The sequence below is a fragment of the Pseudomonas sp. HN2 genome (genome assembly GCF_020736465.1).
In the GTDB taxonomy this organism is placed as follows: domain Bacteria; phylum Pseudomonadota; class Gammaproteobacteria; order Pseudomonadales; family Pseudomonadaceae; genus Aquipseudomonas; species Aquipseudomonas moraviensis_A.
The window spans coordinates 3,257,395-3,274,025 of the sequence record NZ_CP085885.1 but is presented as its reverse complement, the minus strand read 5'-3'; the positions used below and the strand labels follow the sequence as shown (position 1 = coordinate 3,274,025).

The window sequence follows — 16,631 nt, the reverse complement described above, 5'->3', positions numbered from 1 at the left end:
GGAAACAGGCGACACCGCAGTCAGCCTTGTACAAAAAAACAAAAAACGAGAGTGATCAACATGGACGTACGCATCAAGCCGATCTCGGTCGGCACGCTGTTGCTTGTGATTTCTGCAAACCAGGTTCAGGCCCAATACCTGGAATCCGGCCAGCCCGGCGATCCGGCCAGTTGGCGCAGCGCCGAGTTTCTGCGTGACTGGGGTCTGGAGCGCATGCAGGCCGATCAAGCCTACGCCGCCGGCATCACCGGCAAGGGCGTAAAAATCGGCGCGCTCGATTCCGGTTTCGATGCCGCCCACCCCGAATTCGCCGCCGACCGTTATCACCCGGTAACCGCCAGCGGCAGCTACGTCGATGGCTCAGTGTTCAACGTCGACGGCATGCTCAACCCGAACAACGATTCCCACGGCACCCACGTGGTCGGCACCATGGGCGCGTCGCGTGACGGCAGCGGCATGCATGGCGTGGCGTATAACGCGCAAATCTACGTCGGCAATACCAACAAGAACGACAGTTTCCTCTTCGGCCCCGGCCCCGATCCGCGCTATTTCAAAGCGGTCTACGACAGCCTGGCCGAGGCCGGCGTGCGGGCGATCAACAACAGCTGGGGCAGTCAGCCGCCGGATGTCAGCTACCGCACGCTGGCGGATCTGCACGCCGCCTACGCGCAACACTGGAACAAGGGCACATGGCTCGACGCCGCTGCCGATGTGTCGCGGCGCGGCGTGATCAATGTGTTCAGCGCTGGAAACAGCGGCTACCCGAATGCCAGCGTACGCTCAGCGCTGCCGTACTTTCAGCCCGATCTGGAAGGCCACTGGCTGGCGGTGTCCGGGCTCGATCAGAGCAATCAGCAGAAGTACAACCAGTGCGGCATCGCCAAATACTGGTGCATCACCACACCGGGGGCGAAGATTGACAGCACCATTCCTGGTGGCGGTTACGGGATCAAGTCCGGCACCTCGATGGCCGCACCGCACGCGACCGGTGCCCTGGCGCTGGTGATGGAACGCTATCCGTACATGAACAACCAGCAGGCGCTGGAAGTGCTGCTGACCACCGCCACCCAGCTCGATGGCTCGGTCACTGACGCACCGAACGAGCGCGTCGGCTGGGGCGTCGCCAACCTCAACCGGGCCATGCGCGGGCCGGGGCAATTGCTCGGCGCGTTCGATGCCAATCTGGAGGCAGGGCAGCGCGATGTCTGGAGCAATGACATCTCCGACAAGGCGCTGATCCAGCGTCAGAGCGAAGACCTCGCCGAGCACAGCGCCTGGCAGCAAACCCTGCAGGATAAAGGCTGGGAGAACGGCGTTGCGGCCGGCGCCAGCCAGCAGGATCAGACCGATTACGCGGTCGGCATGCTCCGCGATGCAGGAGCGGCGAACCGGGTGTATCAGGGCAGCCTGATCAAGTCCGGCGCCGGTCAATTGCTGCTCAGCGGCGCAAACACCTACCGTGGCCCGACCACCGTAAACGGCGGGCTGCTCACCGTGAACGGTTCGCTGACCTCAGCGGTCACCGTCAACGACAGCGGGACCCTCGGCGGCTCCGGACGCATTGCCGGGTTGACCGCCAACCGCGGCGGCCGGGTCGCGCCGGGCAATTCCATTGGCACCTTGAACGTCGCCGGTGATGTGACATTCGCACCGGGCTCGACTTACGCCGTAGAGCTATCGCCAGGCAGCAGCGACCGTATCGTTGCTGGCGGCACGGCAACCGTCAGCGGCGCCAGCGTCAGTCTCGCGCTGGAAGATAGCCCGACCCTGCTCAGCAGCGCCGAAGCGCAAAGCCTGCTCGGCCGTCAGTACAACATCCTGCAAGCGGCCGGCGGCGTTCAGGGGCAGTTCGCTGCGGTAGTACCGAACTACCTGTTCATCGGCGGCGCCCTCGATTACGCCGCCAGCGGCATTCAGTTGAACATCGAACGCAACGCGACCAGCTTCGCCAGCGTCGGGCAAACGCCCAACCAGCGTTCGGTGGCGGCGGCCGTCGAAGCTTTGGGCGCCGGTAATTCCGTCTACGAAAGTGTGTTGCGTGCACCCACCCAAGCCTCGGCGCAGCAAGCCTTTCAACAGCTGAGCGGCGAGATTTATCCGGCGCTCGGCACGATGCTGATCAATGACAGCCGCCAGTTGCGTGATGCAGTCGGCGAGCGCCTGCACGATGAGTCCGCGACCCGCGGCAACGGCTGGATCAAAGCCCTTGGCGCGTGGGGCAGCACCGATTCGGGCCACGACACCGCAGGCTACAGCACCTCGATCGGCGGCCTGCTGGCCGGTGTCGACGGCGCGCTCGACGAGCAGACCCGAATCGGTCTGGTCACCGGCTACAGCGACAGTTCGCTGAGCATCGGTTCGGGCACGCATTCCTCGGCGAAAGTCGACAGCTATCACCTCGGCGCTTACGCCGGCCACGACCTCGGCCCGTGGCGCTTGAGCACCGGCGCGGCGTATAGCTGGCATCGCGGCGATGTGAAGCGCGATCTGCAATACGACGAAGTCAGCGCCAAGCAGAAAGCCAAGCTTGACGCGACCACCACCCAGGTCTTCGGCGAGGCAGCGTATCGCTTGCAGCTGCAACCGTTGGCGCTGGAACCGTTCGCCAACCTGACTTACCTGCATCTGGACACCGAAGGCTTCACCGAAAAGGGCGATGCCGCTGCGCTGAAAAGCTCGGGCGATCAGCGCGATGTGGTGCTGAGCACCCTGGGCGTACGGGCGAGCAAAACCTTCAACCTTTCGAATCAGCAAGCGCTGGACGTCAGCGCTCGTCTCGGCTGGCAGCACAGCCTCAGCGATATCGATTCCGAGCAACATGTGCGCTTTGCCAATGGCGGCACGCCGTACGCGGTGGAGAGCTCGGCGCTGGTACGCGATGCGGCGCTGGTCGGCGTGCAGGCCAGTCTGGCGTTGAGCAAGGACGTGCGGGTCAACCTCGATTACAACGGCCAACTGGCCAGCCGCGAGAAGCTGCATGGCGTTGGGCTGAGTCTGAACTGGCAGTTCTGACCGAGCGCTTTCCTGTGGCGAGGGAGCTTGCTCCCGCTGGGGCGCGAAGCGGCCCCCGCCTTGCGTCAGGCAGACCGCGTTGACTGATTTTACGGCTGCTGCGCAGCCGAGCGGGAGCAAGCTCCCTCGCCACAAATAGCGTGCACGGCAGCACAGACAACAGGATTTTTCGCAACATCACTAAGGAAGGTCGTGGATGGATAACAACAATACCCCCGCGCAATCGGGTGGCCGCTTTGCCCTGAAAACCCTGACAGTCGCAATGCTCTGTGCCAGTGCGATGGCGCAGGCAGCGCCTTACGTGGAAAACGGCCGCAGCGGCGATCCGTCGAGTTGGCGCAGCAATGAATTCAAGGCAGACTGGGGCCTGGGCGCGATCGGCGCGGATTACGCTTACGCCGCCGGCTACACCGGCAAAGGCGTGAAACTGGGGATCTTCGATCAGCCGGTGTACGCCGCGCATCCGGAGTTCTCCGGTAGCAACAAAGTGGTGACCCTGGTCACCAGCGGTATCCGCGAATACACCGACCCGTACATTCCGGTGAAGGCCGGCGATGCGTTCCTGTATGACGGTTCACCCTCGGTCGGCTCCAACGGCAAACTCGGCGCCCACGGCACTCACGTTGGCGGCATCGCGGCGGGCAGTCGCGACGGCGGGGTGATGCATGGCGTCGCGTTCGGCGCGCAGATCATCAGCGCCGACAACGGGGACCCGGGGCCGGAGGACGGCATCGTTCGCGGCAACGATGGTGCGGTGTACAAGGCCGGTTGGGATGCGCTGATCGCCAGCGGGGCGCGGATCATCAACAACAGCTGGGGCATCGGCATCACCGACCGCTTCGACCTCGGCGGCCGCGATCCGGCGTACCCGCACTTCACCGTCAACGACGCGCAATTGCAATTCAACGAAATCCGCACCTTGCTCGGCACCAAACCGGGCGGCGCCTACGACGGTGCGATTGCCGCCGCACGCAGCGGCATCGTCACCATTTTCGCCGCCGGCAACGACTACAACCTCAACAACCCGGATGCCATCGCCGGCCTGGGTTATTTCGTCCCGGACATCGCGCCGAACTGGATCACCGTCGCCGCGTTGCAGCAGAACCCGGACACTGCCAGCGCCAACCCCTACGTGATCAGCACGTTCTCCTCGCGTTGCGGCTACACGGCGAGTTACTGCGTCTCGGCGCCGGGCACGAAGATCTACAGCTCGATCATCGAAGGCACCAACGCCGGCAACCTGACCACCAGCTACGCCAACTACAACGGCACGTCGATGGCGGCACCGCACGTCGCCGGTTCCATCGCGGTGCTGATGGAGCGCTTTCCGTACATGAGCGGCGATCAGGTCGCCAGCGTGTTGCGCACTACGGCGACCGACCTCGGCGCGCCGGGCATCGACGCCTTGTACGGTTGGGGCATGATCAATCTGCGCAAAGCCATCGACGGCCCGGCGATGTTCGTGACCGAGCAGGATATTGCCGAGGAATTCCGCGTGCAGGGCGCTTACGGCTCCGGCCAGTTTGTTGCTGACTTGCCGGGCATCGGCGCGATCATCGATCAGGGCAAACCGACCGAGCGCGTGTGCAGCGACATCACTTGCGGCCTCGACACCTGGCGCAACGACATCGGTGGCCACGGCGGTCTGACCAAGCAAGGCATCGGCACCCTGGTGCTGACCGGCAACAACACTTACAGCGGCCCGACCCTGGTCAATCAGGGGCGACTGGCAATCAATGGCTCGCTGCAATCGGCGGTCACGGTGAATGATGGTGGTGTTCTCGGCGGCAACGGCCGCATCGGCGCACTGGCGGTAAATAGCGGCGGTACGGTGGCACCGGGCAATTCCATCGGCACTCTGAATGTGGCCGGTGACGTGACCTTCGCGCCGGGTTCGACCTACGCCGTAGAGCTGTCGCCAACCAGCAGCGACCAGATCGTTGCGAGCGGCAAAGCGGTCGTCGAAGGCGCCACGGTGAGCCTGTCACTGGAAAACAGCCCGACCTTGCTCAGCACCGGCGAAGTGCAAAGCCTGCTCGGCACCCGTTACAACATCCTGCAAGCAGCGGGTGGCATTGAAGGGCGCTTCGGTCAGGTCTTGCCGAATTACGCCTTCCTCGGCGGCACCCTCGATTACTCGGCGGGCGGCATTCAACTGGCCGTCGGGCGGAATGAGGCATCGTTTGCCAGCGTCGGTCTGACGCCCAACCAGCGCGCCGTCGGTGCCGCCGCCGAGCGTCTGGGCGCAGGCAATGCGCTGTTCGAAACCCTGTTGCTGTCGCCAAACGCGGCGTCGGCGCAGCAGGCTTTTCAACAGTTGTCGGGTGAAATCCACCCGGCCATTGGCACGCTGCTGATCAACGACAGCCGTTACCTGCGCGAAGCGGTCGGCGAGCGTCTGCGTGAGCGTGATCTGTTCAATGCCGATGCGCCGATGGATGATCGCAGTAACGTCTGGGTCAAGGTCCTCGGATCGTGGGGCGAGAGTGATGGCGGACATGAGAATGCCGACTCCAACAGCTCCATCGGTGGGCTGCTGGCCGGTGTCGACGGTCTGATTGCAGAGGATACCCGTCTCGGTTTCGTCACCGGTTACAGCGACAGTTCGTTGAGCATGGGCAGCGGCACGCATTCCTCGGCGTCGGTCGACAGCTACCACTTGGGGGCGTATCTGGGCCATGAAATCGACGCGTTGCGCCTGACCGTCGGCGGCGCCTACAGCTGGCATCGCATCGATGTGAAACGTGATCTGCAGTTCGGCGACGTCAGCGGCAAACAGAAAACCAAGCGTGACGCGACCACCGCGCAACTGTTCACCGAGGCCGCCTACGATCTGGGCCTGCAACCGATGAACCTCGAGCCGTTCGCCAATCTGTCCTACGTCCACCTCAACACCGACAGTTTCACCGAGAAGGGTGACGCCGCCGCGCTCAAGGGTGGTGAAGACAACCGCGACGTGGTGCTGTCGACCCTCGGCGTGCGTGCCAAGCGCAGCTTTGCCCTGTCGGACCAGCATCAACTGGAGCTGGGCGCGAGCCTCGGCTGGCAGCACAACCTGAGCAGCGTCGATGCCGACAGCCACTTGGCCTTCGCCAACGGTAACAGCGCGTTCACCGTGCAGAGCGTGTCGATGGATCGCGATGCCGCCGTAGTCGGTGTACGTGCCGGTCTGGCGCTCAATCACGACGTGCGGGTCAACCTCGATTACAACGGCCTGATCGGTTCCAACGAGAAGGATCACGGCGTCGGTCTGACCCTCGACTGGCAGTTCTGAGGCGTAACCGGCAGCGCTTCACGGGCTGCCGGTTTTTCACGAAAAGGGAGCGCTGCACATGGGACTGTTCGATTACAAAAATGCCGACGGCAAAGGCTTGTACAGCGACGCCATCGCACTGACGCTGTATGCCTACACGCCCACCGGCGAACCGTTGCCCGCCACCGCGTGGGCGCCGGTCACTGCGACGGCGCTGGGCTATCAGGGCAAGGTCGGCGCGCAAGGTACGTTTTTCGGTGAAAAGGACGGCTTCACCAGCGCCGAAGCCGAAGTGCTCGGCAAATACGACGCCGCTGGCAAACTGATCGGCCTCGGCATTGCCTTTCGCGGCACCGGCGGGCTCGGTTACAGCGACACCTTCGGCGATCTGAAAAACAATCTGCTGGCAGCGGTCGGGCCATCGGATTATGCGAGCAACTACGCGAAAAACGCCTTCGACAAACTGCTTGAGGGCGTCGCCGCTTTCGCGATTGGCAACGGCATTGCTGCCAGGGACGTGCTGATCAGCGGCCACAGCCTCGGTGGGCTCGGGGTCAACAGCGTCGCCGAGTTGAGCGCGGACAACTGGGGTGGCTTCTACCAGGACGCCAATTACATTGCGTTCGCCTCGCCGACCCAGAGCAGCGTCGGCAGCCAGGTGCTCAATATCGGTTTCGAGAACGATCCGGTGTTCCGCGTGCTCGACGGCACCACGTTCAGCACGGCGTCGATGGGCAAGCACGACAAGCCGCACGAATCGACCACCGATAACCTCGTCAACTTCACCGACAACTACGCCTCCACGGCGCAGAACCTGGTGCCGTTCAGCATCGTCAACCCGCTGAACTGGTCGGCGCACAGTTCGCTGGGCTATGCCGATGGCTTGAATCGAGTGATCGATTCGGCGTTCTACAACCTGACGGAGCGAGACTCGACGATCATCGTCGCCAATCTTGAAGAAGCGTCGCGGGGCAAGACCTGGGTCGAGGACCTGGGCCGCAGCGGCGAGCCGCACACCGGCAGCACTTTCATCATCGGCTCGCAGAGCGGCGACTGGCTCAAGGGCGGGGCGGGCAACGATTTTCTGGAAGGGTTGGGCGGCGATGACCGTTTCCGCGATGACGGCGGCTACAACGTGATTTTGGGCGGGCAAGGCCACAACACTTTCGATCTGCAGAAACCGCTGCAGAACTTCAGCTTCGCCAACGACGGCGACGGCACGCTGTACGTGCGCGACGCCTATGGCGGCATCAGCCTGACCCGCGACATCGGCGCGCTGGTCAGCAAGGAGGCCGGTTCATGGTGGGGCAGCAAGGAGCTCACTTGGGGCGTCACCGCCAAGGGCTTGAGCAACGGCAGCGAACTGACCCGGTACAACCATTCGCTCAGCGGTGATGGCTACGGCAATGCGCTGCACGCCACGGCGGACGGCGACTGGCTGTTCGGCCTCGGTGGCGATGATCAACTGATCAGCGACAAGGCGCAGGTGACCTTCGTTGGCGGCGCCGGCAACGACGTGATGACGGCGATGGGTGGCAACAACACCTTCCTGTTCAGCGGCGCGTTCGGTTTTGATGCGATCAATGGTTATCAGGGCAGCGACAAATTGCTGTTCATGGGCGTCGAGGGCGCGGGGCAGGGCTATGACTACAAGCAGCATGCCGCGCAGTCCGGCGCCGACACCGTGCTGAAGATTGGCGATTTTGCCGTGACGCTGATTGGCGTGGGCGTGGCTAACCTGTCTGATTCGAGCTTCGTCTTCGCCTGATTCCAGATGTGCAGGAGATCCAGAATGTGACGGCGTTACTCCTGACGAAACGCTTTCAACTGTAGGAGTGAGCCTGCTCGCGATAGCGGTGTTTCAGATAAAAATTTCTCAACTGACACACCGCTATCGCGAGCAGGCTCACTCCTACAAAGGGAAATGTGCGAAATGTAATGAATGCTCCGGAGCCCTGCGCTCTGGCTGTGAGCTATCTCTGACAATTCCAACAACAAGAGAGGCAATGGCAATGGGTGTATACGACTACAAGAACTTCGGTACGGCCGATTCCAAGGCGCTGTTCAGCGATGCCATGGCGATCACGCTGTATTCCTATCACAACCTCGATAATGGTTTCGCCGCCGGCTACCAGCACAACGGCTTCGGCCTCGGCCTGCCGGCGACGCTGGTCAGCGCGCTGATTGGCGGCACCGATTCGCAAGGGGTGATCCCCGGTATCCCGTGGAATCCGGACTCGGAAAAACTCGCCCTCGAGGCCGTGCAAAAGGCCGGCTGGACGCCAATCAGCGCCGCGCAGTTGGGCTACGACGGCAAGACCGATGCACGCGGAACGTTCTTCGGCGAGAAGGCCGGCTATACCAGCGCGCAGGTGGAAATCCTCGGCAAATACGACGCCCAGGGGCATCTCACCGAACTGGGCATTGCCTTTCGTGGCACCAGCGGCCCGCGGGAGATCCTCATTGGCGATTCGATTGGCGACGTGATCAGCGATCTGCTCGCAGCGTTCGGCCCGGCCGATTACGCGAAAAACTACGTCGGCGAAGCTTTCGGCAACCTACTCAACGATGTCGTCGCATTCGCCCGGGCCAACGGCCTCAGCGGCAAGGACGTGCTAGTCAGCGGCCATAGCCTCGGCGGCCTGGCAGTTAACAGCATGGCCGACTTGAGTGGCGGCAAGTGGGGCGGTTTTTTCGCCGATTCCAACTACATCGCCTACGCCTCGCCGACCCAGAGCAGCGGCGACAAAGTGCTGAATATCGGCTACGAAAACGACCCGGTGTTTCGCGCCCTCGACGGTTCGACCTTCAGCAGTGCTTCGCTGGGCGTGCACGACGCGCCGCACGTATCGACCACCGACAACATCGTCAGCTTCAACGACCACTACGCCTCGAGCGCGTGGAACGTGCTGCCGTATTCGATCCTGAACATTCCGACGTGGATTTCGCACCTCCCGACCGGTTATGGCGACGGCATGACCCGCGTGCTGGAATCGAAGTTCTACGACCTGACCAGCCGCGACTCGACGATCATCGTCGCCAACCTGTCCGACCCGGCCCGGGCCAACACGTGGGTGCAAGACCTCAACCGCAACGCCGAAACCCACAAGGGCAGCACCTTCATCATCGGCAGTGACGGCAACGACCTGATCCAGGGCGGCAATGGCAATGACTACCTTGAAGGACGCGCCGGCAATGACAGCTTCCGCGACAGCGGTGGCTACAACATCATTCTGGGCGGGCAGGGCAGCAACACGCTCGACTTGCAGCAGACGGTGAAGAACTTTGATTTCGCCAATGACGGCGCCGGCAACCTGTACATCCGCGATGCCAACGGCGCAGTCAGCATCACCCGCGACATTGGCAGCATCGTGACCAAGGAGCCGGGCTTTCTCTGGGGCGTTTTCAAGGATGACGTGGTGCACAGTGTCACTGCCACGGGGTTGAAAGTCGGCAGTAACTTCACCGCTTATGAATCGAGCGTAAAAGGCTCGGCCGGCGCTGACACGCTAAAGGCGCACGCTGGCGGCGACTGGCTGTTCGGGCTGGAGGGCAATGATCATTTGCTCGGCGGCGCGGGCAACGATGTGTTTGTCGGCGGAGCTGGCAATGATCTGCTGGAATCGGGCGGCGGGGCGGATACGTTTCTGTTCCACGGCGCGTTCGGCCAGGATCGTGTGGTGGGCTATACAGCCAACGACAAGCTGGTGTTTCTTGGCGTGCAGGGTGTGTTGCCGGGGGAAGATTTGCGCGCGCATGCCACAGCGGTTGGGCAGGACACGCTGCTGACGTTTGGTGGGGATTCGGTGACGTTGGTCGGCGTGGCGCTTGGTAGCCTCGGCAGCGATGGCATCGTGATCGCCTGACGCACAACCCTGTGGCGAGGGAGCTTGCTCCCGCTGGGGCGCTGCGCGCCCCAGCGGGAGCAAGCTCCCTCGCCACAATGGGTATGTGATCGTTCCCACGCTCTGCGGGGGAACGATCATTCAAGCCAAGTCAGTCTTCCTTGCGAACGGTCGCTACTTCATCAGCGCGAACCTTGACCTTGGCTCCGGAAATATCCTCGAATTCGTAGAAGCCGTCTTCGGTCTTGGTCTTGGGCATGTCCTCGGTCAGGTATTGGGTGCCGTTCTGCAGCGTCACCACGGTCTGGGTCGAACAGCCGCCCAGCGCCAACAGGGCTGCGACCGCTACAGGAATGCCCAGCATCTTGATTTTCATACCCACCTCTTACTCCTTGCTTGAATGTGATTGCGGGCATTGTCGGCCCTCTAACGCGGTTGGTGCCAGCATCGGCGGAAAAGTTCGATCACGGCGCGAAAAAAAACACCATTGATCTTTTTCCGTTTGCGCCGGAGAGGGCTGAGCTGGTATCTGTACGCATAACCAGTGTTCGCTTGCCGTGGCTTTGAATTCCCGTGACCTCCAACCCTCTCGACGATCCGTTCTATTACCTCAACAACTTCCGGCAAGTGCTTGATTGGCTTGGACTTCGCTACGCCGATGTGATGAGCGCACGCGAACACGGCTTCATCCGCGACTTCAACACGCTGCCGCAAGCCTCGCAGGGATTGCTGGTGCGCATGGTCATGCGCAAGGGCATTCATTTTCGCGCGAGCAAACTCAATTATCTGGAAATCGGCGATATCGCTGAGGCGGCGCAGCCATTGCTCGACCACGGCTGGCTCGACGACCGCGCGGCGCTGACCCTCGCAGAACTGTTCGATGTTTTGCTCAAGGCCGAGCTGCTGCAGGCATTCGGCGCCTTCATAGGCCAGCCGAAAGGGCGCAAGGATGAATGGCTGCCCTTGCTGGCTGACCAGTTCACCGAAGCGCAAACCCTGCACGCCTGGGCGCCGCAACTGGCGGATCGGCTGTTCAGCCTGACCCTGATGGACCTTTGCGATCGCCTGCGGCTGATGTTCTTCGGCAATCTGTATCAGGACTGGTCGGAGTTCGTGCTGGCCGACCTTGGCATCTTCACCTATGAAAAAGTCGAGTTCTGCGCTGATTCCCGAGGCCTGCGCAGTCGCGAAGACGTCGACGCCTGCCTGTTCCTGCATCAGTGCCAACTGCGTTTCGAGGCGGGTGAGCCGCTGGAGGAGATCGTCGAACAGATCAACGCCGTGCACTTCGACAACCCGTGGCTGCGCCGCCGGCAAGCCAAGGCGTTGTTCCAGATCGGCCAGTATGGCGAGCGCATCGGCGATTTCGCCCTGGCCCTGAGCGTTTACCGCGACTGCGCCTATCCGGGCGCAAGACTGCGGATGATCCGCGTGCTCGAACGCTGCGGCGAATATGCGCTGGCGCTGGAGCTCGGCACGCTGGCCGAACAGGCGCCGCAAAGTGCCGCCGAGCAGCAGGGCTTGCAACGCATCGTCCCGCGTCTGCGGCGCAAACTCGGTGGCCCGCCGCTCAAGCGAGCCAAGACCAGAGAGGTCGAGCGCCTCGACTTGCACTTGCCACGCGTCGATCCGGCGCGGTCGGTGGAATTCCATGTGCAAGCGCACTTGCATGCCGATGACGGCCCGGTGCATTACGTCGAGAACAGCCTGATCAACTCGCTGTTCGGCCTGTTGTGCTGGCCGGCGATCTTCGCGCCGTTGCCGGGAGCGTTCTTCCACCCGTTCCAGCGCGGCCCGGTCGATCTGCTCAGCGAAGATTTCCTCGAGCGCCGCGCCGAGCTGTTTCAGGCGTGTCTGGGCGAGCTCGACGACGGCCGCTACGCCGAGACGATCCGCCAGCGCTTTGTCGATAAATGGGGGATTCAGTCGCCGTTCGTGTTCTGGGGCGCGCTCAATGAAGCATTGCTTGAACAGGCGCTGGCCTGCCTTCCCGCTGACCACCTCAAGCACTGGTTCAAGCGCCTGCTGCTCGACATCAAGGCCAACCGCGCCGGCATGCCGGACCTGATCCAGTTCTGGCCGCAGCACAAGACCTACCGGATGATCGAAGTCAAAGGCCCCGGCGACCGCTTGCAGGACAATCAACTGCGCTGGTTGGAGTTCTGCCACGAGCACCAGATGCCGGTGGCCGTGTGTTACGTGCAATGGGCGGAGCAGAGCGCTTGAGTTACAGCGTTGCCGTCCGCGCACTGTGTGAGTTCACCGCCAAGACCGGCGACCTCGACCTGCGCTTCACCCCCTCGCCGACGGCGCTGGAAGGCATCGTCGGCCATCGCACCGTGGCTTCGCGGCGCAGCGAGCAGTACCAGAGCGAAGTAGCGCTGCAGGGCGAGTTCGGCGAATTGCGGGTCAAGGGCAGGGCGGACGGCTACGACCCGGCGCAAAACTGCCTGGAGGAAGTCAAAACCTACCGCGGCGACCTGAGCAGGCAACCGGCCAATCATCGCCAGCTGCACTGGGCGCAGGCGAAGATCTACGGCTGGTTGATGTGCGAGAAACTGCAACTGGAGCAGATCAATCTGGCGCTGGTGTATTTCGACATCGTCAGCGAAAAGGAAACCTGCCTGGTCGAAGCCCACAGCGCCGAAGCGCTGAAGAGGTTTTTCGCGCAGCAGTGCGCTTTGTTTTTGCAATGGGCCGAGCAGGAAATGGCCCACCGCGAGGCGCGCAATCTGGCCGCGCAGCAACTGGCGTTCCCGCACGCGGATTTTCGTCCTGGCCAGCGGCATCTGGCCGAATCGGTGTTCAAAGCTGTCAGCACCGGGCGCTGCCTGATGGCCCAGGCGCCGACGGGCATTGGCAAAACCCTCGGCACGCTGTTTCCGATGCTCAAGGCGCTGGCGCCGCAGCAGTTGGACAAGGTGTTCTTTCTCACCGCCAAGACCCCGGGGCGCAAACTGGCGCTGGATGCCAGTCAGGTGTTGTTCAGACAAACACCTGATTTGCCATTGCGGGTGATGGAAATGGTCGCCCGCGACAAGGCCTGCGAACACCCGGACAAAGCCTGTCATGGCGAATCCTGTCCGTTGGCCCAAGGTTTTTATGATCGCTTGCCGGCCGCCCGCGAAGCCGCCAGCCAGATCAACCTGCTGGATCAGGCAGCGATGCGTGAAGTCGCCGGGCAGCACAGCGTGTGTCCTTATTATCTGAGCCAGGAAATGGCCCGCTGGGCGGACGTCGTGGTTGCCGACTACAACTATTACTTCGATTTCAGTGCGCTGCTGTTCGGTCTCGCCCAGCTCAATCAGTGGAAAGTCGCGGTGCTCGCCGACGAGGCCCACAACCTCGTCGAGCGCGGCCGGCAGATGTACAGCGCCAGTCTCGACCAGTTCACCCTCGCCAGCGTGCGCAAAACCGCGCCGGCAGCGCTGAAGAATTCCCTGCAACGGGTCAACCGCGAATGGAACGCGCTGCATGCGCCGCAATTGGCGGCTTATCAGGCCTACGACAAAGCCCCGGACAAACTCCTGCAAGCCATTTCCCTGTGCTGCGCGGCCATCGGCGATTACCTCAACGAGCATCCGCAAGGCCTCGACAGCGGTTTGCAGAACTTCTATTTCGATCTGCTGCAATTCGCCCGGGTCGCCGAGCTGTACGACGAGCATTACCTGTTCGATATCAGCAAACGCGACCTCGACCGCAAGCGTCCGCTGTCGCAACTGTGCCTGCGCAACGTAGTGCCGGCGGCGTTCATCGGCCCGCGCCTGACCGCGGCGCGCAGCAGCGTGCTGTTCTCGGCCACGCTGAGCCCGCGCAACTATTACGCTGACCTGCTCGGCACGCCCGCCGACACGGTGTGCATCGACGTCGAATCGCCGTTCAGCGCCGAGCAGTTGCAGGTGCACATCGTCAGCCAGATCTCCACCCGTTTTAACCATCGCCAGGCCTCGCTGGAGCCTATCGTCGAGCTGATCGCGCGCCAGTTCAGCGAGCGCCCGGGCAACTATCTGGCGTTCTTCAGCAGTTTCGATTACCTGCAACAGGTGGCGACATTATTGGCTGAGCGCCACCCGCAGATCACTCAGTGGCTGCAGTCGAGGGGCATGGCCGAGGGCGCGCGGCAGGCGTTTCTCGACCAGTTCAGCGCCGACAGCCAGGGCGTCGGGTTTGCGGTGCTGGGCGGGGCGTTCGGCGAGGGCATCGATCTGCCCGGCGCGCGGCTGATCGGTGCGTTCATCGCCACGCTGGGACTGGCGCAGCTCAACCCGGTCAACGAGCAGATGAAGCGGCGCATGGCCGCCATTTTTGGCGCCGGTTACGACTACACCTATCTGTACCCGGGGATGCAGAAAGTCGTACAGGCCGCCGGACGGGTGATCCGCACCCGCGAGGATCGCGGCACGGTGATGCTCATCGACGATCGCTTTGCCGAAAGCCGCATCAAGCAGTTGTTGCCGCGCTGGTGGGCGATCAAAAGCGAGCCGGCACTTTTCAAATCGGCGGATTCACGCATACTTCAGCCCATGACAGTGGCTGGTGAGTGTGATGAGTGAGAACAACAGAACCGCAGCGATCGACGACAGCCGTTTCCGGCTGCTGATCGACGCGGTTGTCGACTACGCGATCTACATGATCGATCCCGACGGTACCATCACCAGTTGGAACTCCGGCGCCAAGCGTTTCAAGGGTTACGAAGAAGCGGAAATCATCGGCGAACACTTTTCGCGCTTCTATACCCCTGAAGACCGTGCCAACGGCATGCCGCAACGGGCGCTGGACACTGCGATCCGTGAAGGTCGCTTCGAAGGCGAGGGCTGGCGCGTGCGCAAGGACGGCACGCACTTCTGGTCGCACGTGGTGATCGACCCGATCATCGACCCCAACGGCAAGCTGCTGGGGTTCGCCAAGATCACCCGCGACCTCACCGACCGCAAAATGGCCGAGGAAACCCTCAAGCAAAGCGAACAGCAGTTCCGCCTGCTGGTGCAGGGCGTCACCGACTACGCGATCTACATGCTCAGCCCCGAAGGTTGCGTCAGTAACTGGAACCAGGGCGCGCAACGCATCAAGGGTTACCTGCCGGAAGAAATCATCGGCCAGCATTTTTCGATTTTCTACACCCCCGAAGACCGCGAACTCGGCGAGCCCCAGCGTTCATTGGCAATTGCCACCCGCGAGGGCCGGTTCGAGAACCGCAGCTGGCGGATGCGCAAGGATGGCACGCGCTTTCTGGCCCACGTGGTGGTCGATGCGATTCGCGGCGACACCGGCACGCTGCTCGGCTTTGCCAAGATCACCCGCGATGTGACCGAGGCGCACGAAGCGCAGCAGGCCCTGGAAAAGACCCGCGAGGCGTTGTTCCAGGCGCAGAAGATGCAGGCGATCGGCCAACTCAGCGGCGGTATCGCCCATGATTTCAACAACCTGCTGACGGTGATTCTCGGCAACCTCGAGATCGTGCAGAAGCGCATCGGCGACGCGCCGAAAATCGCTCGACTGCTGGAGAATGCCACTCAAGGCGCCTTGCGCGGAGTCTCGCTGACCCAGCGCATGCTGGCCTTTGCCCGCCGCCAGGAACTGCAGACCGAATCGGTGGATATCCCGCACTTGGTGCAAGGCATCACCGGGCTGCTGCGCAGCTCGCTGGGGCCGGGGATTCGCATCGAAACGCGCTTCCCCGCAGATCTTCAGCCCGTGCTGGCCGACAGCAATCAGCTGGAACTGGCGATTCTCAATCTGGCGACCAATGCCCGCGACGCCATGCCCGATGGCGGCACGGTGGTCATCCAGGCGCAGGCGGAAGTGGTGCTTGAGCAAACTCATTCGACTTTAGCGGCAGGCCGTTACGTCTGCCTGAGCCTCATCGACAGCGGCGAAGGCATGGACGAAGCCACGCTGGCCTGCGCCCGCGACCCGTTCTTCACCACCAAGGGTTTGGGTAAGGGCACCGGCCTGGGCTTGTCGATGGTGCATGGCTTTATCGAGCAGTTGGGCGGGCGCTTTATTCTCAAGAGCGAGAAGGGCCGGGGCACCTCCGCCGAGCTGTGGATTCCGGTGGCGCTTGAGCGTCCGGTCAGCCGACCGGTCTATAGCAACGCGGCGCCCATTGCGGTGCCAAGGCTCAGTGTGCTGGTGGTCGACGACGACTCACTGGTGCTGACCAGCACCAGCCTGCTCCTCGAAGACCTCGGCCATCGCGTCATCGGCGCGACCTCCGGCGCCAAGGCGTTGGCGATGTTCGATCAAGGCGAGGTGATCGATCTGGTGATCACCGACATGGCCATGCCGCACATGAGCGGCGCGCAACTGGCTCATGCCCTGCGCCTGCTCAAGCCGGATCTGCCGATCATTCTCGCCACCGGTTACGCCGAACGCCTCGAAGGTTTCGCCGCCGAACTGCCGCGCCTGCCGAAACCGTTCACCCAGTTGAATCTGGTGCAGATCATCGCCCAGTCGATGAAGTGACGCGCTGGTCGATCCGGCTGAACTAGTCTGGACGCGTGCCTTTCCAAAAGGTCTTG

Annotated in this window: 8 protein-coding genes; 7 read left to right on the top strand and 1 reads right to left on the bottom strand. The window is 62.6% G+C overall.

Translation table 11 applies throughout. The annotated features are described in order from the left end of the window. Window positions 1-60 precede the first annotated feature (60 nt). From LIS66_RS14165 to LIS66_RS14150, 4 genes are all read left to right on the top strand, one after another. Window positions 61-3,012 carry an autotransporter serine protease gene (locus LIS66_RS14165; protein ID WP_227972403.1) on the top strand — a complete coding sequence of 984 codons (2,952 nt, stop codon included), beginning with the start codon at window positions 61-63 and terminating at the stop codon, window positions 3,010-3,012. Window positions 3,013-3,208: 196 nt separating this feature from the next. Then, window positions 3,209-6,286, top strand: coding sequence for an autotransporter serine protease (locus LIS66_RS14160; RefSeq protein WP_227972402.1), 3,078 nt, complete (start codon window positions 3,209-3,211; stop codon window positions 6,284-6,286). Window positions 6,287-6,344: 58 nt separating this feature from the next. Beyond that, a complete protein-coding gene (locus LIS66_RS14155; protein WP_227972401.1) occupies window positions 6,345-8,033 on the top strand; it encodes a polyurethanase in 1,689 nt (562 codons plus the stop codon). Window positions 8,034-8,277: 244 nt separating this feature from the next. Further along, on the top strand, window positions 8,278-10,131 hold the full coding sequence (locus LIS66_RS14150) for a polyurethanase (RefSeq protein WP_227974516.1): 1,854 nt from the start codon (window positions 8,278-8,280) through the stop codon (window positions 10,129-10,131). A 130-nt stretch (window positions 10,132-10,261) separates the two neighbouring features. On the opposite strand, the gene LIS66_RS14145 is transcribed toward LIS66_RS14150, so the two are convergent. Further along, complete coding sequence (locus LIS66_RS14145) at window positions 10,262-10,486, bottom strand: YgdI/YgdR family lipoprotein (RefSeq protein WP_042610041.1); 225 nt, start codon at window positions 10,484-10,486, stop codon at window positions 10,262-10,264. A gap of 197 nt (window positions 10,487-10,683) precedes the next feature. Between LIS66_RS14145 and LIS66_RS14140 the strand changes: the two genes are divergently transcribed. The 3 genes from LIS66_RS14140 to LIS66_RS14130 are packed head-to-tail and all read left to right on the top strand — an operon-like array spanning window position 10,684 to window position 16,575. Further along, window positions 10,684-12,336 (top strand): VRR-NUC domain-containing protein, encoded by a 1,653-nt coding sequence (locus LIS66_RS14140; protein WP_227972400.1) that lies wholly within the window; start codon window positions 10,684-10,686, stop codon window positions 12,334-12,336. After that, complete coding sequence (locus LIS66_RS14135; protein ID WP_227972399.1) at window positions 12,333-14,663, top strand: ATP-dependent DNA helicase; 2,331 nt, start codon at window positions 12,333-12,335, stop codon at window positions 14,661-14,663. Before LIS66_RS14140 ends, LIS66_RS14135 begins: the two co-directional genes overlap by 4 nt. Beyond that, window positions 14,656-16,575 carry a hybrid sensor histidine kinase/response regulator gene (locus tag LIS66_RS14130; RefSeq protein ID WP_227972398.1) on the top strand — a complete coding sequence of 640 codons (1,920 nt, stop codon included), beginning with the start codon at window positions 14,656-14,658 and terminating at the stop codon, window positions 16,573-16,575. The genes LIS66_RS14135 and LIS66_RS14130 overlap by 8 nt, the downstream gene beginning before the upstream one ends. The last annotated feature ends 56 nt before the right edge of the window (window positions 16,576-16,631 follow it).